The 24,973-nt window shown below is 56.7% G+C and carries 23 protein-coding genes; 8 read left to right on the top strand and 15 right to left on the bottom strand.

The genetic code is table 11. The features are described 5' to 3' along the window. Positions 1 to 184 precede the first annotated feature (184 nt). From artM to FHW74_RS03315, 5 genes are all read right to left on the bottom strand, one after another. The gene (gene artM / locus FHW74_RS03335) at positions 185 to 853 is read right to left on the bottom strand and encodes an arginine ABC transporter permease ArtM (protein ID WP_183169135.1); all 669 of its coding nucleotides are present in this window, start codon (positions 851 to 853) and stop codon (positions 185 to 187) included. Continuing rightward, positions 853 to 1,569 (bottom strand): arginine ABC transporter permease ArtQ, encoded by a 717-nt coding sequence (gene artQ / locus FHW74_RS03330; RefSeq protein ID WP_183169134.1) that lies wholly within the window; start codon positions 1,567 to 1,569, stop codon positions 853 to 855. Before artQ ends, artM begins: the two co-directional genes overlap by 1 nt. Before the next feature lie 7 nt (positions 1,570 to 1,576). Then, positions 1,577 to 2,308 (bottom strand): arginine ABC transporter substrate-binding protein ArtI, encoded by a 732-nt coding sequence (gene artI / locus FHW74_RS03325; protein WP_161661512.1) that lies wholly within the window; start codon positions 2,306 to 2,308, stop codon positions 1,577 to 1,579. A 20-nt stretch (positions 2,309 to 2,328) separates the two neighbouring features. Continuing rightward, the gene (gene artP / locus FHW74_RS03320; protein ID WP_125291747.1) at positions 2,329 to 3,057 is read right to left on the bottom strand and encodes an arginine ABC transporter ATP-binding protein ArtP; all 729 of its coding nucleotides are present in this window, start codon (positions 3,055 to 3,057) and stop codon (positions 2,329 to 2,331) included. 215 nt (positions 3,058 to 3,272) lie between these two features. After that, on the bottom strand, positions 3,273 to 3,809 hold the full coding sequence (locus tag FHW74_RS03315; protein ID WP_183169133.1) for a lipoprotein: 537 nt from the start codon (positions 3,807 to 3,809) through the stop codon (positions 3,273 to 3,275). A 168-nt stretch (positions 3,810 to 3,977) separates the two neighbouring features. Between FHW74_RS03315 and FHW74_RS03310 the strand changes: the two genes are divergently transcribed. Next, the gene (locus FHW74_RS03310; RefSeq protein WP_183169132.1) at positions 3,978 to 4,301 is read left to right on the top strand and encodes a heavy metal-binding domain-containing protein; all 324 of its coding nucleotides are present in this window, start codon (positions 3,978 to 3,980) and stop codon (positions 4,299 to 4,301) included. Beyond that, on the top strand, positions 4,298 to 5,128 hold the full coding sequence (locus tag FHW74_RS03305) for an N-acetylmuramoyl-L-alanine amidase (RefSeq protein WP_183169131.1): 831 nt from the start codon (positions 4,298 to 4,300) through the stop codon (positions 5,126 to 5,128). The genes FHW74_RS03310 and FHW74_RS03305 overlap by 4 nt, the downstream gene beginning before the upstream one ends. On the opposite strand, the gene FHW74_RS03300 is transcribed toward FHW74_RS03305, so the two are convergent. The 4 genes from FHW74_RS03300 to poxB form a co-directional block, all read right to left on the bottom strand. Further along, positions 5,125 to 6,135 carry an NAD(P)-dependent oxidoreductase gene (locus FHW74_RS03300; RefSeq protein ID WP_183169130.1) on the bottom strand — a complete coding sequence of 337 codons (1,011 nt, stop codon included), beginning with the start codon at positions 6,133 to 6,135 and terminating at the stop codon, positions 5,125 to 5,127. The genes FHW74_RS03305 and FHW74_RS03300 overlap by 4 nt on opposite strands. 87 nt (positions 6,136 to 6,222) lie before the next feature. Then, positions 6,223 to 7,671, bottom strand: a complete 1,449-nt coding sequence (locus FHW74_RS03295) for an SDR family oxidoreductase (protein WP_183169129.1) — start codon at positions 7,669 to 7,671, stop codon at positions 6,223 to 6,225. A 12-nt stretch (positions 7,672 to 7,683) separates the two neighbouring features. Beyond that, positions 7,684 to 8,685 (bottom strand): low-specificity L-threonine aldolase, encoded by a 1,002-nt coding sequence (ltaE, locus tag FHW74_RS03290; protein ID WP_183169128.1) that lies wholly within the window; start codon positions 8,683 to 8,685, stop codon positions 7,684 to 7,686. Between the two features lie 38 nt (positions 8,686 to 8,723). Continuing rightward, positions 8,724 to 10,442 (bottom strand): ubiquinone-dependent pyruvate dehydrogenase, encoded by a 1,719-nt coding sequence (gene poxB / locus FHW74_RS03285; protein WP_183169127.1) that lies wholly within the window; start codon positions 10,440 to 10,442, stop codon positions 8,724 to 8,726. 145 nt (positions 10,443 to 10,587) lie between these two features. Between poxB and FHW74_RS03280 the strand changes: the two genes are divergently transcribed. After that, complete coding sequence (locus FHW74_RS03280) at positions 10,588 to 11,016, top strand: DoxX family protein (RefSeq protein WP_183169126.1); 429 nt, start codon at positions 10,588 to 10,590, stop codon at positions 11,014 to 11,016. 36 nt (positions 11,017 to 11,052) lie between these two features. Here FHW74_RS03280 and hcr read toward each other — a convergent pair whose 3' ends face one another. The 4 genes from hcr to aqpZ all read right to left on the bottom strand — a co-directional run bounded on the left by hcr (position 11,053) and on the right by aqpZ (position 15,544). Beyond that, positions 11,053 to 12,021: an NADH oxidoreductase gene (gene hcr / locus FHW74_RS03275; RefSeq protein WP_183169125.1), complete on the bottom strand. Its 969-nt coding sequence runs from the start codon at positions 12,019 to 12,021 to the stop codon at positions 11,053 to 11,055. Between the two features lie 9 nt (positions 12,022 to 12,030). Continuing rightward, entirely contained in the window at positions 12,031 to 13,683 is a 1,653-nt protein-coding gene (hcp, locus tag FHW74_RS03270; protein WP_183169124.1) for a hydroxylamine reductase, read from the bottom strand. A 142-nt stretch (positions 13,684 to 13,825) separates the two neighbouring features. Beyond that, positions 13,826 to 14,725, bottom strand: coding sequence for a lysine exporter LysO family protein (locus tag FHW74_RS03265; protein WP_183169123.1), 900 nt, complete (start codon positions 14,723 to 14,725; stop codon positions 13,826 to 13,828). A 123-nt stretch (positions 14,726 to 14,848) separates the two neighbouring features. Then, complete coding sequence (gene aqpZ / locus FHW74_RS03260) at positions 14,849 to 15,544, bottom strand: aquaporin Z (protein ID WP_183169122.1); 696 nt, start codon at positions 15,542 to 15,544, stop codon at positions 14,849 to 14,851. A gap of 353 nt (positions 15,545 to 15,897) precedes the next feature. Here aqpZ and FHW74_RS03255 point away from each other — a divergent pair, with 353 nt between their 5' ends. Next, positions 15,898 to 17,556 (top strand): ATP-dependent endonuclease, encoded by a 1,659-nt coding sequence (locus FHW74_RS03255; RefSeq protein ID WP_183169121.1) that lies wholly within the window; start codon positions 15,898 to 15,900, stop codon positions 17,554 to 17,556. Here FHW74_RS03255 and FHW74_RS03250 read toward each other — a convergent pair. Continuing rightward, positions 17,553 to 18,512 (bottom strand): VirK/YbjX family protein, encoded by a 960-nt coding sequence (locus FHW74_RS03250; protein ID WP_183169120.1) that lies wholly within the window; start codon positions 18,510 to 18,512, stop codon positions 17,553 to 17,555. The genes FHW74_RS03255 and FHW74_RS03250 overlap by 4 nt on opposite strands. A gap of 153 nt (positions 18,513 to 18,665) precedes the next feature. On the opposite strand from FHW74_RS03250, the gene macA reads away from it, so the two are divergent. Further along, positions 18,666 to 19,781, top strand: coding sequence for a macrolide transporter subunit MacA (gene macA / locus FHW74_RS03245; RefSeq protein WP_183169119.1), 1,116 nt, complete (start codon positions 18,666 to 18,668; stop codon positions 19,779 to 19,781). Further along, positions 19,778 to 21,718, top strand: a complete 1,941-nt coding sequence (gene macB / locus FHW74_RS03240) for a macrolide ABC transporter ATP-binding protein/permease MacB (RefSeq protein WP_183169118.1) — start codon at positions 19,778 to 19,780, stop codon at positions 21,716 to 21,718. The genes macA and macB overlap by 4 nt, the downstream gene beginning before the upstream one ends. Positions 21,719 to 21,790: 72 nt before the next feature. On the opposite strand, the gene cspD is transcribed toward macB, so the two are convergent. Continuing rightward, positions 21,791 to 22,015, bottom strand: coding sequence for a cold shock-like protein CspD (gene cspD, locus FHW74_RS03235; protein WP_161661496.1), 225 nt, complete (start codon positions 22,013 to 22,015; stop codon positions 21,791 to 21,793). A gap of 325 nt (positions 22,016 to 22,340) precedes the next feature. Between cspD and clpS the strand changes: the two genes are divergently transcribed. Together clpS and clpA are read left to right on the top strand one after the other, a co-directional pair. Continuing rightward, positions 22,341 to 22,661 (top strand): ATP-dependent Clp protease adapter ClpS, encoded by a 321-nt coding sequence (clpS, locus tag FHW74_RS03230; RefSeq protein WP_002463110.1) that lies wholly within the window; start codon positions 22,341 to 22,343, stop codon positions 22,659 to 22,661. Between the two features lie 28 nt (positions 22,662 to 22,689). Then, the gene (clpA, locus tag FHW74_RS03225; protein ID WP_183169117.1) at positions 22,690 to 24,963 is read left to right on the top strand and encodes an ATP-dependent Clp protease ATP-binding subunit ClpA; all 2,274 of its coding nucleotides are present in this window, start codon (positions 22,690 to 22,692) and stop codon (positions 24,961 to 24,963) included. Positions 24,964 to 24,973 lie beyond the last annotated feature (10 nt).

The raw sequence follows: 24,973 nt of genomic DNA, 5'->3' as shown, positions 1-24,973 counted from the left end.
TTATTCTGGATCGCCGTTTACCCGGCGTGAATACACCATGCCAGTTAATGAATTTATATGCAATAAAAATGTATAATTATATTTAAATGCGAGAGGGGGGATGAAAGAGAAGGGGCAAAAAACCGCAGGGAGAAATTATCCATAAACCAGCCCGCGAAAATTGCCGCGGGCCGGATATGTCGCATCAGTTACGGCGTTCAAACGCCAGCGCGCGGCGCTCAATCAGACGCATCATTAGCGTCAGCAAACCGTTCACGATCAGGTAGATAACGCCAGCGGCGCCAAACACCATCACATCATAGGTTCTACCGTACAGCAGTTGCCCGTGGCCCATCACTTCCATCAGCGTAATGGTGTAGGCCAGCGAGGTACTTTTGAACACCAGCACCACTTCGTTGGAGTAGGACGACAGGGCGCGTTTAAATGCATAAGGAAGCAAAATCGCCAGGGTGTCTTTCTTGCTCATGCCCAGCGACTGGCATGACTGCCATTGCCCTTCCGGGATGGCGCGGATCGCCCCATAGAATAACAGGGTGGTGTACGCCGCCGAGTTAAGCGACAGCGCCAACAGGGCGCACAGCCATGGCTCAGACAGCAGATGCCACAGCCCCGGATATTCCTGTAGCGTCGGGAACTGCCCTGGCCCATAGTAAATCAGGAATATCTGCACCAGCAGCGGGGTACCGGTAAACAGCGTAATGTAACCGCGCACTACCAGCGACAGCACCGGCGTTTTCAGGGTCAGCACCACAGTAAACAGCAGCGCCAGGATCAGCGCCACAATCAGTGACGCCACGGTGAGCGTCAGGCTGGTTTGCAGGCCTTTAAGAAGTTCGGGTAAATATTCCAGCATCAGCCTGGTCTCCGCTCAAAGCGCGTGGCGCGCCGATCGATCAGTTTCAGGATGTACTGGCTGATAAGCGTAATCACTAAATAAATCGCCGCCGCCACGATATACCAGGTAAACGGCTCCTGAGTGCGGGTAGCAATGCTTTTGGTTTGCAGCATTAAATCGTTCACGCTAATTAACGACACCAGCGCGGTGTCTTTGAGCAGCACCAGCCACTGGTTGCCAAGGCCGGGCAGAGCATGACGCCACATCTGCGGCATCACCAACCGGAAGAAAATCGCCACTTTAGACAAACCCAACGCCTGGCCGGATTCCCACTGGCCCACCGGCACCGCTTTCAGCGCGCCGCGCAGGGTTTGCGAAGCATAGGCGGCATACAGCAGCGACAGGGCAATCACGCCGCACAGGAACGGGCTAACGTCGAAGTTTTCAATCTGCATCTGCACCGGGATTTGTGCAAAGCCGAGATTAAGTGTGAAGCCATCGGAAAGCAGGAGCAGCAGCTGTGACGAGCCAAAGTAGATAAACAGCACCACCAGAATTTCCGGCAGCCCGCGGAACATCGTGACCAGGCCGGTGGCGATCCAGGCGAGAGGCCGCCATTTAGCCGACTCCCAAACCGCGAAGATCATCGCCAGCACCAGGCCGATGATCAGCGCGCAAACGGCAAGGCCGACGGTCATCCCGGCGGCGCTTGCTAGAGGAAACATTTCGTTCATTCAGATATTACTTCTGGAACCATTTGTTATAGATAGTTTCGTAGGTGCCGTCTTTCTTCACTTTCTCCAGCGCGGTATTGAATTTCTGCTGAAGTTCAGTGTTGCCCTGACGAACCGCGATACCCAAACCGGTGCCGAAGTAATCTTTGTCGGTCACTTTATCGCCGACAGCAGCCAGTTTGTCATTGCTCTTCAGCCACTCGGTCACCACGGCTGTGTCGCCGAATACCGCGTCAATACGGCCATTTTGCAGATCCAGCTTGGCGTTCTGGTAGCTGTCGTACGGCACGGTGGTAATTTCCGGGTGCTTGTCATTAATGAATTTCTGGTGGGTGGTGCCGTTCTGGACACCCACTTTTTTGCCTTTCAGCTGGTCGATGCTGGCGACTTTACCCTGCTGGCCCACGAACAGCGCGGAGTTATCGTAATAGGCGTTGGTGAACAGCACCTGCTTTTCACGCTCAGGGGTGATATCCATACCCGCCATCACCGCGTCGAAACGGCGGAATTTCAGGCTCGGGATCAGGCTGTCGAACGCCTGGTTGGTAAAGGTACATGTGGCGTCGATCTCTTTACACAGGGCATTCGCCAGATCCACGTCAAAACCGACAATCTCGTTTTTGTCGTTCATGGATTCAAACGGAGGGTAAGAGGCTTCCGTGGCAAAACGAATAGTCTGCGCCGCCGCGGCGGACAGGCTCATGCTGGCAAGCAGCGTGGCAATCAGTACTTTTTTCATTGTCATTGTCCCGATCAACATCAGTGAGATAAGTAGTATTTAAACGCATCGGTCTGCGGGTGGGTAAAGCAACTCGCATCCCCCTGCTCGATGATATGGCCGTTTTCCATATACACCACGCGGCTCGCGGTTTTGCGTGCCACTTCAACTTCATGGGTGACGATAACCTGGGTGATCCCGGTTTGTGAAAGTTCGCGGATGATGCTGACGATTTGCGCGGTGATCTCCGGATCCAACGCCGCGGTCGGTTCGTCGAACAGCAACACCTGCGGTTCCATCATCAGGGCGCGGGCAATCGCCACGCGCTGCTGTTGGCCGCCGGAAAGGTGCAGCGGATAGCGATCCACATACGGCGTTAAGCGCAGGCGCTCCAGCAGTTTATCAGCGCGGGCGCGGGCGTCCGCTTTGCTAAGGCCCAGCACGCGGCACGGCGCTTCAATCAGGTTTTGCAGCACCGTCAGATGGGGCCACAGATTGTACTGTTGAAAGACCATGCCTACGTTCTGGCGCAGTTCGCGAATCGCTTTATCGTCCGGCGTTTTGACAAAGTCAAAGTGATTACCGGCGATAGTGAGCTGCCCGGAGCGCGGCATCTCAAGCAGGTTGAGTACGCGCAGCAGCGAGCTTTTACCCGCACCGCTTGGACCAAGCAGCACCAGCGTTTCGCCCTGAGGGCAATGTAGGGTGATGTCAAACAGCGCCTGATGTGCGCCGTAGAAGCAATTAATGCCGTTTAGTTGAATACTCATGCGAAACTGTTGAATAGCAATTGAGACCGCGAATAGTAACGTTAGCAGAATAGTTATGCAATATTTGTGGGTTAAAACTTAAAAATATCCCCTGTTGCGCCTTAAACTTAGCACAAAATAACGGGGCGGAAGGGAGGCGAGAATAAAAATCCAGTTTATGCAGTAAAGTCAGACTATTTTCAAACCCGCCGTTCCCATCCCGCTGGCAGCCTCGGCTAGCTGCGCAGATCGTTCTCAACCGACTGGCGTAGTGTACCGGCCGGGGCATGCACCGAACCGCCAAGATAGCGTACATCGTCCACCGCCCAGCACTGGCCTTCACGGATCATCAGCACTTCATCCTGCCAACGCTCGCTACCCTGGTTTAACGCCACGCGTAACGGAATATTTCGTGCATCGGTATTCGGGATAGTCGACGCGCTGGACACGCTGGCCTGAGACGGCGCGGTGGTGCGGCTGGAGTAAATATCGCTACGCAGGAACGCGCTGTTCGCGCTGTCGGTGCTGGCTTTTTGCAGTTCCGCGTATAAATCGTCACTCAGATAAGGACGCAGCGCGCCGAGATTACGGGTGCCGACAGCAGGGTTCGCGATGCGATAGTCATAAAATTTTTGCGCGACGCTGTCCGGGCCGCCTTCAACGCAAGGGCCGCTGCGGGTGCCGATATCCTTAAATGCCGTGGTCGAGTCGGTGGCGCAGGCGCTGAGCAGCAGCGCACAAGGCAAAACAAGAGTCAAAGCTAATGGGCGCATTTTATTTCCTTATCTTCTCTGAAGGACTACGGTATTTGTCAGAGCATTGCTCAGGTTGACCCCGCCAGTGCTGGCGCGCCAGCGGGCCTCAGGTAAGCATAGCGTATCGATTCATACCCGTGTCTGATAATCTGTGCTAACGCATTGATAGCCAAAGAAGGAGCGAATATGCAATTTTCAACTACCCCGAATCTTGAAGGACACACCATTGTCGAGTACTGCGGCGTGGTGACCGGCGAGGCGATCCTCGGGGCCAATATTTTCCGTGATTTTTTCGCGGGCATCCGTGACATCGTCGGCGGCCGTTCCGGCTCCTATGAAAAAGAGCTGCGTAAAGCCCGGGAAATCGCCTTTCGCGAGCTGGAAGAGCAGGCCCGGGGTTTAGGAGCCGATGCGGTCATCGGCATCGATATCGATTATGAAACCGTGGGCAAAGACAGCAGCATGCTGATGGTCAGCGTCACCGGAACGGCGGTGAAAACCCGTCGATGAGCATGCGCGTTTTACTGATTGTCCTGGCGGCGCTGCTGGCAGGTTGCGCGGGGGAGAAAGGGGTCGTCGACCGGGGCGATTACCAGGTGGATCTCCGCCGCCCGGCCCAGGCGGCGTACCCGCGCATCAAAGTGCTGGTGATCCATTATACCGCCGATGATTTTGACAGTTCCCTCGCCACGCTCACCGACCGCAACGTCAGCGCCCATTATCTGGTGCCGGATAACCCGCCGGTACGCAACGGCAAACCGGTGATCTGGCAACTGGTGCCGGAACAGGAACTGGCGTGGCATGCGGGCATCAGTTACTGGCGCGGCACCAACCGAATCAACGACACCTCCATTGGCATCGAACTGGAAAACCGCGGCTGGCGGCGTCAGGGGGGGCAGAAGCAGTTTGCGCCCTTTAACCCGGCGCAGATCGAGGTGTTGGCGAAACTGGCGCGGGATATCATTAATAGTTACAACATACTACCGGTCAATGTCGTTGCGCATTCCGACATCGCGCCTCAGCGTAAAGACGATCCAGGCCCGCTGTTCCCGTGGGCGGCGTTGGCGAAGCAGGGCATCGGCGCATGGCCCGATCCGGCGCGGGTGAATTTTTGGCTAATGGGCAGAAGCCCTTATCAACCGGTGGACAGCCGCGAACTGCTGGCGTTGTTGGCACAGTACGGATATGAAGTGACGCCGGAGATGACTGCCGCCCAGCAAAAGCGGGTGATCGAGGCTTTCCAGATGCATTTTCGGCCCGCGCGCTATGACGGCGTGGCCGATGCAGAAACCCAGGCCATCGCCCAGGCGTTACTGGAAAAATATGGACGGGGTTAACGCAGCGTACCGTGATCCTTTAGCCACAGCGCGGTGCGGGTGATGCCTTCGTCGAGGCTGACGATGGGCTGGTAGCCCAGCTCAGTTTCAGCGCGGGTGATGTCCAGCGTGAAATCGAAATTAAGTTTGGAAACGCCGTAATGGGTGAGGGCGGGCTCTTTTTCCGACTTGTTGCCCAGCCGTTCCAGGCTGCGGGCGATGATATCCAGCATCGGATACGGTACGGAGCGGATGCGGCAGCGAATACCCAGTTCGGCAATCAGTTGCTCGACAATCTGGCGTAAAGGCCGCGCCTCGCCGTTGGTGATGTTAAATGCGCGCCCGGACGGCAACGCATCGCAGTTTGCCGAACTGGCCAGCCACATCGCATGCACGGCGTTCTCGTGATAGGTCATATCCACCAGCGCATCACCGCCGCGCGGCAGTAAAATGCTGCCGTAGTGGCGCATCATCTGCACCAACCGCGGGAAAAATACTTTATCGTGCGGCCCGAACAGGCTTTGCGGACGCAGAATAGTAAACCGGGTATTGGGGTTGGCCTGCGCCAGCAGCTGAATGACCTCTTCCGCCGCCGCTTTACTGCGGGCAAACTCGTTGGCGAAGCGCGCCGGGCGGAACGTTTCGTTGATATCGCGATGGTGGTGATAATCGAAATAGAGCGATGGCGAGGAGATATGCACCACGTTGCGCACGCCCCAGGCGACGGCCCATTCGCCGAGACGACGGGTCGCGCGCACGTTAGCCATATCAAACGCCTGTTGGGTGCCCCACGGCGACGTAAAACCGGAGCAGTGCCACAGGGTATCAATACCAGCCAGCATCTGTTTAGCCTGGGAAGAGACCAGTTCGGTTAAATCGGCGTGGATAAACTCCGCGCCCATTTTTTGCAGCAGCTTGCCCATGGCCTCGTTGCGGCCGGTGGCCCGGACGCTTACCCCTTTCTGGCGTAAATATTCGACCGCGTTTCGGCCTAAACCGCTGGTGGCGCCCGTGACCAGTACCTTCATTGCTGCCCGCTCTGTAAGAGAAAATAACGCCGCGCATTCTTTCGTGAAATCAACGGCTATGCAATCAGAATAGCGAAAGATTCAGAGTTAGCGCCGGAGTTTTTGCTCTTCCTGCTCGGCAAGGCGGCAAATCTGACGCGCCATCCCGCGAAAGATAAACAAATGCGCTGGGATCATCACCAGCCAGTAGAACAATCCGGGCGTGCCGTGCGGGTGCCACCAGGCCCGAACATCCAGCGACCGCTCCGGCCCCAGATCGCGTAAATTAAACGACAAACGCCCCAGGCCGGGTGCCTTCATACCGAACAGCAGCGTCAGTTGTGCTTGCGGCTCGACGATAATCACTTTCCAGCTGTCGACTGCGTCGCCGACCTGTAACAGCGCGTTTTCCGGACGGCCTTTCGCCAGCTTATGGCCGAGCAACAGATCGATTCCCGCACGGGTGCTCCACAGGTAGTTGCCGAAGAAGTAGCGCTCCTTTTTCCCGCCGATGCGGTTAACCACATTCCACAGCGCTTCAAGGCTGGCGGAGGTTTTCAGCGTACAGCCCGCCTGTTTTGGATAGTAGCCATACTCAGGCCGCCAGCGGGCGAACGCCTGGGCGTCGTAGCCCCAGTCGCTGGAATTCACCAGCTTGTCCTCTTCTTTGAGCGTGTCGCGAACCGCGTCGTCAAAAGAAATCAACTGTTGAGGAATTAATGCGCGCAGGGCCGTGTCGTCCGCCAGCAGATCGTGCTTCAGCCCCTGGATCAGCGCCCGGGCGATGGCCGGTGGCACCGAGGTGATCATGTTAAGAAACCACACCGAGATCCAACGGGTGGGGAAGGGAATCGGGATCAGCGCGCGATGGCGGCCACTGATCTTCATAAACCGCTCGAACTGTTGCTGGTAGCTCAACACTTCCGGCCCGGCGGCTTCCAGAATGCGGTGCTCGGTAGAGGGGTGATCGAGCAGCTTAATCAGATACACCAGTAAATTTTCCAGCGCGATGGGGGTGGTGCGCGAGCGCACCCAGCGCGGCGGCGTCAGCACCGGCAGGTTGTAAACCATATCGCGCATGACTTCAAAGGCGGCGGAGCCCGCGCCGATGATAATGCCCGCCCGAAGTTCAGTCACCGGCACGCCGGAATCGCGCAGCGTGTCGGCGGTTAACTGGCGCGCCCGCAGATGATCCGACGGCGCGTCTTTGCTTTGCAGAGAGCTTAAAAATATCACCTGGCGCACCGGGGTCTGGCGCAGCGCATCGCGCAGATTGAGCGCCGCCTGGCGCTCTTTCTCCACAAAATCGCGCCCGTCGCCCATGCTGTGTACCAGGTAATAGAGCGTATCGATGCCTGTCAACAGATCGGGCAACGTTTCCGGCCACAGTAAATCCAGGCTGCGGCAGGTGACGCCCGGCAGTTGGCGCTTTTCCAGCCGTTCGACGTTGCGCGCAGCGGCAATGATCTGATGCCCTTCGGCGCTCAGCCTCGGGAGTAAATGTTGCCCGATATACCCGCTGGCCCCAAGAACCAGTATCCGCTGCGGCTCGCTCATCCCTGCTCCTCGTTACCGTTGTTGAAACTGCTGCCAGCTGTCGACCACTTCCGCTAACTGCTCGCGGCTGACGTCCAGATGCGTCACCAGACGGGTTACCGGCGCGGCGCTGATCAGGATATCGCGGCGCTTCATAAACTCGCCCAACGCGGCGACGTCCTGCTGCGGTACGCGCACAAACAGCATATTGGTCTCGTGACGACGCACATCTGCGCCAATCTTTTTCAGCGCATCCGCCAGCCAGGCGGCGTTATCATGATCGTCTTTCAGGCGAGCCACGTTGTTTTGCAACGCGTAAAGCCCCGCCGCCGCCAGGATCCCGGCCTGGCGCATCCCGCCGCCGACCATTTTCCGCCAGCGGGTGGCGCGTTTGATGTAATCACGGCTACCCACCAGCAGCGATCCCACTGGCGCACCCAGGCCTTTAGACAGGCAGATGGTGAACGAATCGCAATAGCGCACCACCTCTTCCAGCTCGCAGCCGTAGGTCACCACGGCGTTGAAAATACGCGCGCCGTCGACGTGCAGCGCCAGGCCACGCTCGCGGCTGAATTCCCACGCCTGCTGGAGATATTCGCGCGGCAACACTTTGCCGTTGTGGGTGTTTTCCAGCGCCAGCAAGCGGGTGCGGGCAAAATGGATATCGTCAGGTTTAATTTTAGCGGCCACTTTATCCAGTGCCAGCGTGCCGTCCAGCTCCGCCTCAATCGGCTGCGGCTGAATACTGCCTAATACGGCTGCGCCGCCCGCTTCAAACAAGTAGTTATGGGCTGCCTGGCCGACGATGTACTCTTCGCCGCGCTCGCAGTGGCTCAATAGCGCCACCAGATTGGCCTGGGTGCCGGTAGGAAGGAATAGGGCGGCTTCTTTTCCGCTGAGTCGGGCAGCGTAAGCCTGGAGTTCATTAACGGTAGGGTCGTCCCCGTAGACGTCATCCCCAACCGGGGCCGCCATCATCTGTTCCAGCATGGCGCGCCCTGGCCGGGTTACGGTATCACTGCGTAAGTCAATCACGGCATATCCTTTTAATTATCGAGGAGATGCCCTACTTTTTACCGGAACCAGTTGGTTTTAGCCAGCTCCAGCACTTCGTCGCCGCGCCCGTTGATAATGGCGCGCAGCATATACAGGCTAAACCCTTTGGCCTGCTCCAGTTTGATTTGCGGCGGGATGGCTAATTCCTCTTTCGCCACCACCACATCCACCAGCACCGGCCCGTCGGTTTTAAACGCCTGGTTCAGCGCCGCATCCAGCTCCTCGGGTTTCTCAACGCGGATCCCGGTAATGCCGCAGGCGTTGGCGATAGCGGCGAAATTGGTTTGATGCAGGTCGGTCCCGTCGGTCAGATAGCCGCCGGCTTTCATCTCCATTGCCACAAATCCCAGCACGCTGTTGTTAAACACCACGATTTTGATCGGCAGATTCATCTGCACCACCGACAGGAAATCGCCCATCAACATGCTGAACCCGCCGTCGCCGCACATGGCAATCACCTGACGCTGCGGCGCGCTGGCTTTTGCGCCCAGCGCCTGCGGCATGGCATTGGCCATCGAACCGTGATTGAACGACCCCAGCAATCGCCGTTTGCCGTTCATTTTCAGATAGCGGGCCGCCCAGACGGTTGGCGTGCCCACGTCGCAGGTAAAGATGGCGTCGTGGTCGGCAAACTGGCTGATCTGCTGGGCCAGATACTGCGGGTGAATTTGCTTATCGCCCGCCTTCGCCAGATCGTCCAGCCCTTTCCGCGCCTGCTGATAATTTTCCAGCGCTTTGTCGAGGAATTTGCGGTCGGTTTTTTCTTCCAGCAACGGTAGCAGGGCGGTAAGCGTAGCGCGAATATCTCCCACCAGCGCGATATCCACTTTGCTGTGTGCCCCGATGCTGCCCGGATTGATATCAATCTGGATGATTTTGGCATCGGTGGGGTAAAACGCCCGATAGGGGAATTGCGTGCCCAGCAAAATCACCGTGTCGGCGTTCATCATAGTGTGATAGCCCGACGAAAAGCCGATCAGCCCGGTCATCCCCACATCATAGGGGTTATCATATTCGACGTGCTCTTTGCCGCGCAGCGCATGGACGATGGGCGCTTTCAGTTTTTCAGCGAAGGCAATTAGCGGCTCATGCGCCCCGGCGCAGCCGCTGCCGCACATCAGCGCGATATTGCTGGAATAACGCAGCACCTGAGCCAGTTTTTTCAGCTCGCTCTCTTCTGGCACCACAACCGGCTGCGGGGCAGGGTACCAGTGCGTGCTCGCGGTTTCCGGCGCGAGTTGTAGCGCGACGTCCCCCGGCAAAACCACCACCGACACGCCGCGGTTCAGCACCGCTTTGCGCATAGCAATTGCCAACACCTGCGGGATTTGCTCCGGATTGGATACCAGCTCGCAATAGTGGCTGCACTCGCGAAACAACTCTTGCGGGTGGGTTTCCTGAAAATAGCCGCTGCCGATTTCGCTCGACGGGATATGCGCGGCGATCGCCAGTACCGGTACGTGGTTGCGGTGGCAGTCAAACAGCCCGTTAATTAAATGGAGATTCCCCGGCCCGCAGGAGCCTGCGCATACTGCCAGTTGCCCGGTAAGCTGGGCTTCCGCGCCCGCCGCGAACGCCGCGACCTCTTCGTGGCGCGTCGGCATCCAGTCGATAGTGCCCATGCGGTTTAAGCTGTCGCTCAGCCCATTTAATGAGTCCCCGGTTACCCCCCAGATACGCGCTACGCCAGCCTGCTCCAGGGTTTTGGCGATATACGCCGCAACGGTCTGTTTCATCGGATCTCCTTTTATGCATTCTGATTTCGCTTAAAGCGTAGTCCATTCGTACAGGCAGACCCGATAACCTCTTATTTTCAGCAGCTCACTGCCGATAAAAATTAAGTGTAAATTATTCTCATCTCACACAAATTATGGGGGTTTTATGGTGGCGAAGGCGTTGGGCGCGGTTAACAGCGCATTGAGTAAAGACGATCTGGGTAAGTTGTTATTACGCCTGAGCGTGGGGGGCCTGATGCTGTTTCACGGCCTGCATAAACTGTTTGGCGGCGTAGAGGGCATCGCCGGCATGCTCACCGCGCGCGGTATTCCGGGGTTTGTCGCCTACGGCGTGCTGCTGGGGGAAGTGGTGGCGCCAGTGCTGATTATCCTCGGCATCCTGACGCGATTGTCTGCGCTGGGGCTGGCATTCACCATGGTGGTGGCCTGGCTGCTGGTGGGGCTGGATAAAACCTTTATGCTCGATAAAGTGGGCGCATGGGCGATTGAAAGCCTGGTCTACTTCTTCGTGGCGGCGCTGGCGGTGGCGTTTCTCGGGGCGGGGCGGTATGCGCTGGGCGGGACGTGGCGGTAAGGAAAAAGGCGCTTTTCAGCGCCTTTTTTAACGTTCTCAAGCCAGCACTAAATCCCCTTGCGGGTGGCACGAGCAGGCCAGCACATAGCCTTCCGCGATTTCCCGCTCGGTGAGCGTCATGGTGCTGTTTACGGTGTACTCGCCGGAAACCACGCGGGTTTTGCAGCAGCCGCACACCCCGGCGCGACAGGCGGCGTTGACTGGCACTTTATTGCTTTCCAGCGCTTCCAGCAGCGTGGTGCCCACCGGGCTGTAGAATTCACGGGCTGGCGTCAGCGTGGTGAATTTCAGGCCGCTGGTGGCCGCTTCAGCGACCGGTGTAAAGAACTTCTCTTTAAAAAACTGGGTCACGCCCAGCGCTTTGACGTTCTCTTCGACCGCGTCCATATATGGCGCAGGGCCGCAGGTCATCACGGTACGCGACGCGATATCCGGCACGGCGGCCAGAATCTCGCGGGTCAGGCGGCCTTCGATAAAGCCCGGCTCGTTGGTGACTTCCGCCACCAGGGTCACCGGGTAGTTTTTCCACTCTTCGGCGAAAATGACGTCTTTCGGTGAACGGACGTTATAAATCACCTGGACGTCCGCCTGCGGGCGGTGTTTCGCCAGCCAGCGGCGCATCGACATAATCGGCGTCACGCCGCAGCCCGCTGCCAGCAGCAGGAAGCGGTCGGTGGTTTTATCTTCGCAAATAAAATCGCCCTGGGCGTCTGACAGCCAGATATAGTCGCCGCGTTTCACTTCGCCGGTCAGCCATTGCGAGCCAACCCCTTCGTCGATGCGGCGGATGGTCAGCGTAATAAACGGGCTGACGCCAGGCGTTGACGAAATCGTATAGGCTCGCAGGGTGTCAGCGCTGTTACGGATACTCACCAGCGCATACTGTCCGGCCTGGTACGAATAATGATCGTGGCAGAACAGCGACAGGGTCCAGACATCCGGCGTTTCCTGTTGGATGTGGTGTACCTGCATCCGCCACGGGCATTGAGAGGTTGGCATCGTCATAGGTTCTCCTTACGCGCTCAGCAGCTGCTGCATATCTTCTTCAACGGTGGTCACGGAACGCAGACCAAACTTCTCGTTAAGCACAGCCAGCAGATCCGGCGTCAGGAAGCCTGGGGCCGTCGGGCCGGTAACGATATTGGTCACGCCCAGCGACAGCAGGGTCAGCAGGATCACAATCGCTTTCTGTTCGAACCAGGAGAGCACCAGCGACAGCGGCAGATCGTTCACGCCGCAGCCGAGTTTTTCCGCCAGGGTCACAGCGAGGATGATGGCAGAGTAAGCATCGTTACACTGACCGGCATCCACCAGACGCGGCAGGCCTTCGATGTTGCCGAAGTCCAGCTTGTTGAAACGGTATTTACCGCACGCCAGCGTCAGGATCAGGCAATCCTGCGGGACGCTGGTCGCGAAATCGGTGAAGTAATTACGTTCGCCGCGCGCGCCGTCGCAGCCGCCAATCAGGAAGATGTGACGCAGTTTTTCGCGGCTCACCAGGTCAATCAGGGAATCGGCAGCGCCCAGCAGGGTTTCACGGCCAAAACCAACGGTGATCAGGTGTTCGATTTCGCTGTAAGTAAAGCCAGGCAGCTGCTGCGCCTGCTCGATGACCGGGCTGAAATCGTCGCCTTCCAGGTGGTTCACGCCCGGCCAACCGACGATGCTGCGGGTCCAGATGCGGTCGTCATAGCTGCCAACGGTCGGGTCGATAATGCAGTTTGAGGTCATCACGATTGGGCCTGGGAAGCGAGCGAATTCGGTTTGCTGGTTCTGCCAGCCGCTGCCGTAGTTGCCGACCAGATGCTTGAATTTACGCAGTTCGGGGTAACCGTGCGCCGGCAGCATTTCGCCATGGGTATAGACGTTCACGCCGGTGCCTTCGGTCTGCTCCAGCAGGTTGTGCAGGTCCAGCAGGTCGTGGCCGGAAATCAGGATGCATTTGCCGGCAACCGGTTTAACGTTAACCTGAGTCGGCGTCGGGTGACCATATTTACCGGTTTCGCCTGCGTCCAGGATGCTCATGACTTTGAAGTTCATCTGGCCGATGCCCATGGAGCATTCCAGGAGCGCGTTCATATCGGAAGGCCAGGTGCCCAGCCACGCCATATACTGGTGGTATTGCGCGTAAATTTCATTGTCGTACTGGCCGAGCACATGGGCGTGCTCCATGTACGCCGCCGCGCCTTTCAGGCCATACAGGCACAGTAAGCGCAGGCCAAGAATGTTTTCGCCGATGTCGGCTTTGTCGCGGTTCGGGGTAAATTCCGCCGCCTGGCGCTGTAAATCGCCCAGATCGGCGCTGACCAGTTGCAGGTCCGCCATCGGGTTGTCAACGGTCGCGTTGGCATCCACTTTCAGGCAGCGCGCTTTCAGCGCTTCGCGTTTTTCAATCGCTTCGCGGGCATAGCCGACGATACGCGGAGAATCGAAGTTGACGTTGGTCAGCGTAGAGAAGAAGGCGCGCGGGGCGAAGTTATCCACTTCATGATCGATAATGCCCAGCTCACGCGCTTTGACTGCCCATGCAGACAGGCCTTGCAGTGCGGCGATCAGTAAGTCTTGCAGGTCGGATGTTTCGGCAGTTTTACCGCACATACCCTGAGCGTATGAGCAGCCGTTGCCGGCAGGAGTACGGATGGTTTGTTCACATTGCACACAAAACATAAATGATACCTTAAAGTTATATTTGATATACATGTTTTAGGTTATGCGTCTGTGAAAGGGGTTAAAAGTGATTTTTACTGCAATTTGACTGGAGATTGATTTAGCGCAATTTTGGCGATACTTATGCATCGCCAAAGCGGCATCAGGCGGCGAATAGTGCCATCAATAACGGCACCAGCAGGCTGAGAATAAAACCGTGCACAATGGCGGCAGGCACCATCTCCAGGCCACCGCTGCGTTGCAGAACGGGGAGAGTGAAATCCATTGAGGTCGCGCCGCATAATCCCAGCGCTGCCGAACGGCTGCGGCGAACCAGACCGGGGATCAGCATAATCGCTATCAGTTCGCGGGCGAGATCGTTAAAGAAGGTGGCGCTGCCAATAACCGGGCCATAGGACTCAGTCATTAAAATACCTGACAGAGAATACCAGCCGAAACCCGACGCCATTGCCAGGCCGGTACGGATCGGCAGGTCGAGAATAAAAGCGTTAATCACGCCGCCTACCAGCGAGCTGCCGACAACCAATACCGCCACAATCATGCCCCGACGATTAAGGACAATTTGCCGCAGCGTCATGCCGTTATTGCGTAACTGGATGCCGATCAGGAATAGCAAGAAAATCAGGGTATATTCGCTGGCTTCGGTGGCATGAATAAGAAATTTCATTCCGGTCAGGCCGAGTGCGAAACCCAGCACCACCACGCCACACAGTTTGAGCGATTCCAGCGCCATGGCGATACGCGAGGGCAGTTTTTCCTGATGATGGTTATGTCGCCAGGGCAGGGATTTATCAAGCCAGAACAGCGCCGCGCAGTTACATAATAAAATCATCACCACACTGACGGCGGAGTAATGGAATATCGCCAGCAGATTGCTGCTCAGATTATCGAGAAAAGCCAGGCTTATCCCCATAAAAAACAGGATCACGTAGACAATCCAGCTCAGCAGGCGGTTAATGGTTTTTAATGCGGCGGTATTTTTGAGGGGAATAAGATAACCGGCGATGAGCGGTAGTAAAATAATCAGTAATCCTGACAACATGGGGAATCGAGGTCCTTGCAGAAAGTGAGCCTCATAACACTACCCAAAGCCAGGAAATGAGTAAAGCAGCAAAAAATAGTGATTTTTATGCAAAAGGCCTGCGTTTTGCAGGCCTTTCCATGATTAGCTGCGTTTTTCCAGCAGCGTCCGGTAGATAAATCCACCGAGGATCCCGCCGATAATCGGCATTACCCAAAACAGCCAGACCTGTTGCAGCGCCCATCCGCCCTGGAAAATAGCAACGGCGAAACTGCGCGCCGGGTTAACCGAGGTATTGGTGACCGGAATGCTAATCAGGTGGATTAACGTCAGGGCCAGGCCGATGGCGATCGGCGCGAAACCGGCCGGGGCGTTTTTATCCGTCGCGCCGTGAATAATCATCAGGAATGCGCAGGTCAAAACAATCTCAATAATGATGGCGGATTGCATAGAATAGCCATCCGGAGAATGTTCGCCATAACCATTAGAGGCAAAACCACTGGCAGCCGCATCAAAACCGGCTTTGCCGCTGGCGATTAAATAAAGCACGCCTGCCGCAACAATACCGCCAATAACCTGCGCGATAATATAACCCACGATATCTTTCGCCGGGAAACGACCGCCCGCCCATAAACCTAATGTTACCGCCGAATTAAAATGACCGCCGGAAATATGGCCTACCGCGTAAGCCATGGTTAATACCGTTAAGCCAAATGCCAGCGCCACGCCGGTAAAACCGATACCCAGCTCCGGGAACGCTGCCGCCAACACGGCGCTACCGCAACCGCCGAATACCAGCCAGAACGTGCCGAAGGCTTCGGCTGCTAATTTTCTCACCATACCCACCTCAGTATTTAATACATTAATATCGCTAATTAGTCGCGATTGATTTATTGTGATTATGCTTTGACGTTATTTCTGACAAAAAGAAATGAAAGCCGTTTATTTTAATTAATTCCCGCGATGAGTTGCCAGATGCATAAATCCTAATTGCTTGATGTAAGACAAGCAGTATTATGCGGCTTTGAGTATTTTCTGAGTAAATTTAAATGGCTTTAACGAGTCGTTAATATATTGCTAATAGATCTCTGTTGCTGGCGATAATTTATCCACTGGGCACGATTCGGTGACATAATCGAAAAGCTGCCGCTATACTGCCAATATATAAAGGACAGGCAGCATTGGGAGAGAATATGTTCCTTGAACGGGTAGAAATTGTCGGGTTTCGCGGCATCAACCGGTTGTCGCTGATGCTGGAACACACCAATGTGCTGATTGGCGAGAATGCCTGGGGTAAATCCAGCCTGCTGGATGCGCTGACGTTGCTACTGGCGCCCGGTGCCGATCTCTACCACTTTACCCGCGACGACTTCTGGTTCCCGCCCGGCGATATTCATGGCCGGGAACATCATTTGCATATCATTCTGACTTTCCGGGAGACCCAGCCGGGCCGCCATAACGGGCGGCGCTATCGTCATCTCGGCGAGGTGTGGGATCGCGGCGACGATGGCTACGCGCGTATCTATTACCGTCTGGAAGGCGAACTGGCCGACGACGGCGCGGTGATGACGCTGCGCAGCTTCCTTAACAGCCGGGGCGAGCCGCTGGAGCTGGATGATATCGATATGCTGGCAGGCCATCTGATTCGCCTGAATCCGGTACTGCGCCTGCGGGATGCACGATTTATGCAGCGTATCCGCACCGGCACCATACCCGGCGCGCCAGAGGTGGAGGTCACCGCGCGCCAGCTCGATTTTCTGGCGCGCGAGCTGGTGGCGCGCCCGCAAAACCTCACCGACGGGCAGATTCGTCAGGGGCTGTCGGCGATGGTGCAACTGCTGGAGCACTATTTCGCCGAGCAGAGCAGCGACCAGGCCCGCCACCGTTTGCTGCGCCGCCGGTCCCATGATGAACAGCGCAGCTGGCGCTATCTGGACGTGATCAACCGGATGATCGACAAGCCTGGCAGCCGCACTCACCGGGTGATCCTGCTGGGGCTGTTTTCCACGCTGCTGCAGGCGAAAGGCACCGTAAAACTCGATCGCGATGCGCGCCCGCTGCTGCTGGTGGAGGATCCGGAAACCCGGCTGCATCCGATTATGCTCTCCGTGGCCTGGCAACTGCTGAATCTGCTGCCGCTGCAAAAAATTACCACCACCAACTCCAGCGAACTGCTGTCGTTGACGCCGATCGAACAAGTCTGCCGTCTGGTGCGCGAATCTGCCCGGGTTTCCGCCTGGCGTCTGGGGCCGGGCGGCCTGAACGCCGAAGACAATCGCCGCATTGCGTTTCATATTCGCTTTAACCGCCCGGCAGCGCTGTTTGCCCGCTGCTGGCTGCTGGTGGAAGGCGAAACCGAAGTCTGGGTGATTAACGAACTGGCGCGTCAGTGCGGCCACCATTTTGATGCCGAAGGGGTGAGGGTGATTGAATTTGCCCAGTCCGGCTTAAAACCGCTGATCAAGTTTGCCCGGCGTATGGGCATTGAATGGCATGTGCTGGTGGATGGCGACGAAGCCGGGAAAAAATATGCCGCCACGGTGCGCAGCATCCTGAATAACGACCGCGATCAGGAGCGCGAGCATTTAACCGCGCTGCCTGCTATGGATATGGAGCATTTTATGTATCGCGAGGGCTTCGCTGACGTGTTTCACCGGGTGGCGCAACTGCCGGATAACATTCCGATGAATATGCGCCGGGTGATTGCGAAAGCTATCCATCGCTCCTCAAAACCGGATTTGGCAATTGAAGTGGCGCTGGAGGCAGGGCGGCGGGGCGTGGACGCCGTACCGCACCTGCTGCGCAAAATGTTTTCCCGCGTGCTGTGGCTGGCGCGGGGCCGTGCTGATTAACGCGCGTGGATATTGGCGTTGATCTGCGCCGCGAGGCTATCCAGCACGTCATAACGGCGACGGTATTCGGCGCGCTTCTTACTGGCGATCTCCTCCATGGGCTTACGGGTAATGGTGTTTGGCAGCATAAAATAGCCTTCATTGTCAGGATCGCCGCCCATTGACAGCCAGAAGCTGTCGTAATCCGCATGCAGTTTGTCTTTTTTCTTTTTGGCGTAGCGCCAACTGCGGTAAATATGGGTGTCATTGCCCACCGCCTGAATCTGCGAGGCGTTTAACAGCGGCGCTAAATGGCAGGCGGTTTCCAGTAACAGGCGTTTCGGGAACAGGCCGTGACAGGCTTTGGTGGCGAGCTGGATGTTCTCATGGGGCACCCCGCTTTTCGCACCCTGCAATCCGCCGATAAACAGCGTCGGTTTCCCGTTGCGCTGGCATAGGGTAAACGTCATTTCTGCCAGCACCGTGTCATTTTCATCACAAAATAGCAGCGTAGACTCGCCCTCTTTATCCAGCATCGACAGCGCTGCGAGCTGGATGCGGTATTGCTCGCCGTTTTTGCCGGTCAACTGCGCCAGGGTAGCGCCATTGTTCGACCAGTGCGACAGCAAAAGCGTTGCGGGTAAAAGCTGTATTAATTGTTTATAGTGAAACCCCAGCGCCGCACGGGCCTGATTCCGGCTGGTATTTACCGACAAATAGGGGCGATGCATCCGGCAAGGCAAACCGGGTTGCGCCTTTAACAGCACCTCCAGATGCGGCTGGCTGGCCAGCGAATTCAGCAGCCGCCAGGTGACGACCGGCGTGGCTAACGAGCGCAGCAGGAATTTCTGACGGTAGCGGCGGTTTTGCCAGGCGCTGCCGGGCATCCACTGGCCTGATACGAGCATTTTGAACAGCTGCCAGCCGTTGCGGGGGGCATGATGGGTGAAATCAGTGGTATCGAAAAAAGTGGACATGGCAGTAGCTCGAAAGTTGAACGAGCCTGTATTTGAACAGAGCGATATTCAATGAAAATTCAATAAGCTCGGGCGTAGCAGGGTAGAATCATGGTTGTTGAGGGTGCGTTTAGATAAACGCAATGGACAGATTACTTAAGAGACCCGGGATTTATGCGTTTTAAGGGAAAAGTCAAAAAGCGTTATCTGGTGTTGGCGGTGGTGGTGCTGATTGCTGCGTTATGGGCATGGAAAACGCTCACTGCGCCGCAGCCGCAGTACCAGACCCTGATTGTACGCAAAGGCGATCTGGAACAAACTGTGCTGGCGACTGGCAAACTCGACGCGCTGAAAAAGGTCGATGTGGGGGCGCAGGTCAGCGGTCAGCTGAAAACCCTGTCGGTAGAAATTGGCGATAAAGTCAAAAAAGATCAGCTTTTGGGGGTAATCGACCCCGAACAGGCCGAAAACCAGATAAAAGAGGTGGAAGCGACGCTACAGGAGCTGCGCGCCCAGCGCCAGCAGGCGATGGCGGAGATGCAGCTGGCCAAAGTGACTCTAAGCCGCCAACAGGCGCTGGCCAGGACTCAGGCCGTTTCACGCCAGGATTTGGATACCGCGGCGACAGAGCTGACCGTTAAGCAGGCGCAGATCGGCACCATCGACGCGCAAATCAAGCGTAACCAGGCGTCACTCGACACCGCCAAAACCAACCTCGATTTTACCCGCATTATCGCCCCGATGGCCGGGGAAGTGACGCAAATTACCACGCTACAGGGCCAGACGGTGATCGCCGCCCAACAGGCGCCCAATATTTTGACGCTTGCCGATCTCAGCACCATGCTGGTGAAGGCCCAGGTGTCGGAGGCGGACATTATCCACCTGCGACCGGGGCTGAAAGCGTGGTTTACCGTGCTGGGCGATCCGTTAACCCGCTATGAAGGCGTGTTGAAAGATATTCTGCCGACGCCGGAAAAAGTGAACGACGCGATTTTCTACTACGCCCGTTTTGAAGTGCCGAACCCGCAAAGCGTGCTGCGGCTGGATATGACCGCGCAGGTGCACATCCAGCTCAGCGGGATGAAAAACGTGCTCACCATTCCGCTGTCGGCGCTGGGCGACCCCATCGGCGATAACCGTTACCACATCACCATTATGCGTAACGGCGAAACCCGCGAGCGCGAAGTGATCATTGGCGCGCGCAACGATACCCAGGTGCAAATTATTAAGGGCCTGGAAGAGGGCGAGGAAGTCGTCACCGGTAAAACCACGCCCGGAGCGGCGCAATGACGGCACTGCTTGAACTGACCGATATCCGCCGCCAGTATCTCTCCGGCGGCGAACCGGTAGAGGTGCTAAAAGGCGTGACGCTGAGCATCAATGCCGGGGAAATGGTGGCGATTGTCGGCGCCTCCGGTTCGGGCAAATCCACCCTGATGAACATCCTCGGCTGTCTCGATAAGCCCACCTCCGGCAGCTATAAAGTGGCGGGCGTTGATGTTTCAACGCTCAACGGCGACGAGCTGGCGCAGCTTCGACGCGAGCATTTCGGTTTTATCTTCCAGCGTTATCACTTGCTGTCGCACTTAACGGCGGCGCAGAACGTCGAGATCCCGGCGATCTACGCCGGCGCGGGCCGTAAAGCCCGCCAGCAGCGCGCCCGGGAACTGCTGGAACGGCTGGGGCTGGCAGCGCGGGTGGATTATTCGCCGTCACAGCTTTCCGGCGGCCAGCAGCAGCGCGTGAGTATTGCCAGGGCGCTGATGAACGGCGGCCAGGTGATCCTGGCCGATGAGCCCACCGGGGCGCTGGACAGCCACTCTGGTGAAGAGGTCATCGCCACCCTGAAACAGCTGCGCGATCGCGGCCATACGGTCATTATCGTCACCCACGATCCGACGGTTGCCGCCCAGGCGGAGCGGGTGATCGAGATCCGCGACGGGGAAATTATCAGCAACCCACCCGCCGTCACCGGACGGTCGGCAGCGAAGATTGAACGCACGCCAAGGGAAGGCGGCTGGCAGCAGTTTACCAGCGGCTTTCGCGAAGCGTTCACCATGGCGTGGCTGGCGATGGCCGCCAATAAAATGCGCACCCTGCTGACCATGCTGGGGATTATCATCGGCATCGCGTCGGTGGTCTCTATCGTGGTGGTCGGCGATGCGGCGAAACAGCTGGTGCTGGAGGATATTCGCTCCATCGGCACCAACACTATCGATATATATCCCGGCACCGATTTCGGCGATGACGACCCGCAATACCAACAGGCGTTGAAATACGATGACCTGGTGGCGATCCAGAAGCAGCCCTGGGTCAGTTCAGCGACGCCCGCGCTGTCGAGCAATCTGCGGGTGCGCTACGCCAATAAAGACGTGGCGGCCAGCGCCAACGGCGTTAGCGAGCAGTATTTTAACGTCTACGGGATGACCTTCAGCGAAGGGAGCACCTTCAATCAGGCGCAACATCAGGGCCGTGCCCAGGTGGTGGTGATTGATGAAAACACCCGCCGCCAGCTGTTCCCGGATAAGCGCAACGTGGTGGGTGAAGTGATTCTGGTGGGCAATATGCCCGCGACGATTATCGGCGTGGCCCAGGAGAAGCAGTCGATGTTCGGCAGCAGTAAAATTCTCCGCGTCTGGCTGCCTTACTCCACCATGTCCGGCAGAGTGATGGGCCAGTCCTGGCTGAACTCCATCACCGTACGCGTAAAAGAGGGCTACAACAGCCAGGAGGCCGAGCAGCAATTGACGCGCTTAATGGCGCTGCGCCACGGTAAGAAAGATTTCTTCACCTGGAATATGGACGGCTTCCTGCAAACGGCGGAGCGAACCACTCGCACGCTTCAGCTGTTTTTAACCCTGGTGGCGGTGATTTCGCTGGTGGTCGGCGGCATCGGCGTCATGAATATTATGCTGGTTTCTGTGACCGAGCGGACGCGGGAGATTGGCATCCGTATGGCGGTGGGCGCGCGCGCCAGCGATGTGCTCCAGCAGTTTCTTATTGAAGCGGTGCTGGTCTGTCTGGTCGGCGGCGCGCTGGGCATTGGGCTATCCTTACTTATCGCCTTTACCCTCCAGGTGTTCCTGCCCGGCTGGCAGATTGGCTTCTCGGGGCTGGCGCTCATCACAGCGTTTGTCTGCTCTACCGCGACGGGTGTGCTGTTCGGCTGGTTGCCTGCGCGCAATGCCGCGCGGTTAAATCCGGTGGATGCGCTGGCGCGCGAGTAAGGCCTGAAAAGTAAAATGCCAGCGCGGAGGCTGGCATTTTAGGTGTGGGATGTACACAATAAAACAGACGCGTTAAGCGACTGCCGTCTCTGCTTCCAGAGGAACGATGAGGCTGGCATGATTGCCTTTGGGCCCCTGATGTACATCAAACCTGACAATTTGTCCGGCTTTGAGCGTACGGTAACCATCCATCTGGATGGTGGAATAATGGGCGAATATGTCTTCGCCGCCGCCTTCAGGGCAGATAAAACCGAACCCTTTGGCATTATTGAACCACTTAACAGTACCCGTCTCCATGCTTCGACATCCTTCATGAATCTTATAAGTAAGATGGAATGAACCGGTGGGTGAGGGTGCGCTGTTCAAAACCTCGCCAACTCACGCCTGTACAATTTAGAGAAATCAGGCAACGCGTCAAGCGTCTGACGGGGTGAAATGGACAAGAATCAGTCAAAATTTTGAAGCAGTTAACGCTATTGCCATTAATGTGACAATGTTCGCGGATAGCAACGATAGATGATAGTTATCTGTAAGTTAAGGTAGATTCAAATGGCGTATAACTGGATGAGCAGCGGGCTGACAGCCTGCTTACTGTTTAGTTAACCAGTGATGAAAGTGGGCAATGGGTAAGACGAACGATTGGTTGGATTTTGAACGACTGGCGGAAAATAAGCTCGACGAGGGGCTAAAACCGCCATCTATGTATAAAGTTATGTTAATGAACGATGATTACACGCCGATGGAATTTGTTATTGACGTGCTACAAAAGTTCTTTTCTTATGATGTAGAGCGTGCAACACAATTGATGCTGACGGTTCACTATCAAGGGAAAGCCATCTGCGGCATTTTCACCGCAGAAGTCGCTGAGACCAAAGTGGCGATGGTGAATCAATATGCCAGGAAGCACGAGCATCCGTTGCTGTGTACGCAGGAACTAGCCTGAACGGCGAATTATATTGAGGGGGGTGCCTATGCTCAACCAGGAACTGGAACTCAGTTTAAACATGGCTTTCGCCAGAGCGCGCGAGCACCGACATGAGTTTATGACTGTCGAGCATCTGTTACTGGCTTTGCTCAGTAACCCATCAGCCCGCGAAGCGCTGGAAGCGTGTTCAGTGGATCTGGTGGCGCTGCGACAGGAACTTGAAGCCTTCATCGAACAAACCACGCCCGTCCTCCCGGCGAGCGAAGAGGAGCGCGACACCCAGCCGACGTTGAGTTTTCAACGCGTACTGCAACGCGCCGTATTCCATGTACAGTCGTCAGGCCGTAGCGAAGTGACAGGCGCTAACGTGCTGGTAGCGATTTTCAGCGAGCAGGAATCCCAGGCCGCCTATCTGCTGCGTAAACATGAAGTCAGCCGTCTCGACGTGGTCAACTTCATTTCTCACGGCACGCGCAAAGATGAGCCGCATCAGTCCAGCGGTTCAGAAAATCCAGTTAACGAAGAGCAAGCAGGCGGGGAGGAGCGTATGGAAAACTTCACCACCAATCTCAACCAGCTTGCGCGCGTCGGCGGCATTGACCCGCTGATTGGCCGTGATAAGGAGCTGGAGCGGGCGATCCAGGTGCTGTGCCGCCGGCGGAAAAACAACCCGCTGCTGGTGGGCGAATCCGGGGTCGGTAAAACCGCCATTGCCGAAGGCCTTGCCTGGCGTATCGTGCAGGGTGACGTGCCGGAAATCATGGCGGACTGCAATATCTATTCGCTGGATATCGGCTCGCTGCTGGCGGGCACCAAGTACCGCGGCGATTTTGAAAAACGCTTTAAAGCCCTGCTGAAACAGCTGGAGCAGGATACCAACAGCATCCTGTTTATTGATGAGATCCACACCATTATCGGTGCGGGCGCGGCGTCTGGCGGGCAGGTTGATGCCGCTAACCTGATCAAACCGCTGCTCTCCAGCGGCAAGATCCGCGTGATCGGCTCTACCACCTATCAGGAATTCAGTAATATTTTCGAAAAAGACCGCGCCCTGGCGCGTCGCTTCCAGAAAATCGATATTACTGAGCCGTCGGTGGAAGAAACGGTGCAGATCATCAATGGCCTGAAGCCGAAATACGAAACGCATCACGATGTACGTTATACCGCCAAAGCGGTGCGCGCCGCCGTGGAGCTGTCGGTCAAATATATCAATGACCGCCATCTGCCGGATAAAGCCATCGACGTCATCGACGAAGCGGGCGCCCGTGCGCGTTTGATGCCGGTGAGTAAGCGTAAGAAAACCGTCAACGTGGCGGATATTGAATCGGTGGTGGCGCGTATTGCCCGTATCCCGGAGAAAAGCGTCTCGGCCAGCGATCGCGATACCCTGAAGAGCCTGGGCGACCGGCTGAAAATGCTGGTGTTCGGCCAGGATAACGCTATCGAGGCGTTAACCGAAGCCATCAAGATGAGCCGCGCCGGTCTGGGTCACGACCATAAACCGGTGGGTTCCTTCCTGTTCGCCGGGCCGACCGGGGTTGGGAAAACCGAAGTCACCGTCCAGCTGGCAAAATCGCTGGGTATTGAACTGCTGCGCTTTGATATGTCCGAGTATATGGAACGTCATACCGTCAGCCGTTTAATCGGCGCGCCTCCGGGCTACGTCGGGTTCGATCAGGGCGGGCTGCTGACCGATGCCGTTATCAAGCATCCTCATGCGGTGCTGCTGCTTGATGAGATCGAAAAAGCGCACCCGGACGTGTTCAACCTGCTGCTGCAGGTGATGGACAACGGTACGCTGACCGACAACAACGGGCGTAAAGCGGATTTCCGCAACGTGATCCTGGTGATGACCACCAACGCCGGCGTGCGTGAGACCGAGCGTAAAACCATTGGCCTGATCCATCAGGACAACAGCACCGACGCGATGGAAGAGATCAAGAAGGTGTTTACGCCGGAATTCCGTAACCGTCTGGATAACATCATTTGGTTCAACCATCTCAGCACCGAGGTTATTCATCAGGTGGTCGACAAGTTTATCGTTGAACTCCAGGTGCAGCTGGACCAGAAAGGCGTTTCACTGGAAGTTAGCCAGGAATCGCGCGACTGGCTGGCAGAGAAGGGTTACGACCGGGCGATGGGCGCGCGTCCGATGGCGCGTGTTATCCAGGATAACCTGAAAAAACCATTGGCTAACGAACTGCTGTTCGGTTCGCTGGTGGATGGCGGCCAGGTAACCGTGGCGCTGGATAAAGAGAAGGGCGAACTGACCTATCACTTCCAGAGCGCGCAAAAGCACAAGCCGGAAGCGGCGCACTAAGCATAACGCG

It is taken from the genome of Atlantibacter sp. RC6 (assembly GCF_014193285.1).
In the GTDB taxonomy this organism is placed as follows: domain Bacteria; phylum Pseudomonadota; class Gammaproteobacteria; order Enterobacterales; family Enterobacteriaceae; genus Atlantibacter.
This window is presented reverse-complemented; position numbering and strand designations above follow the sequence as displayed.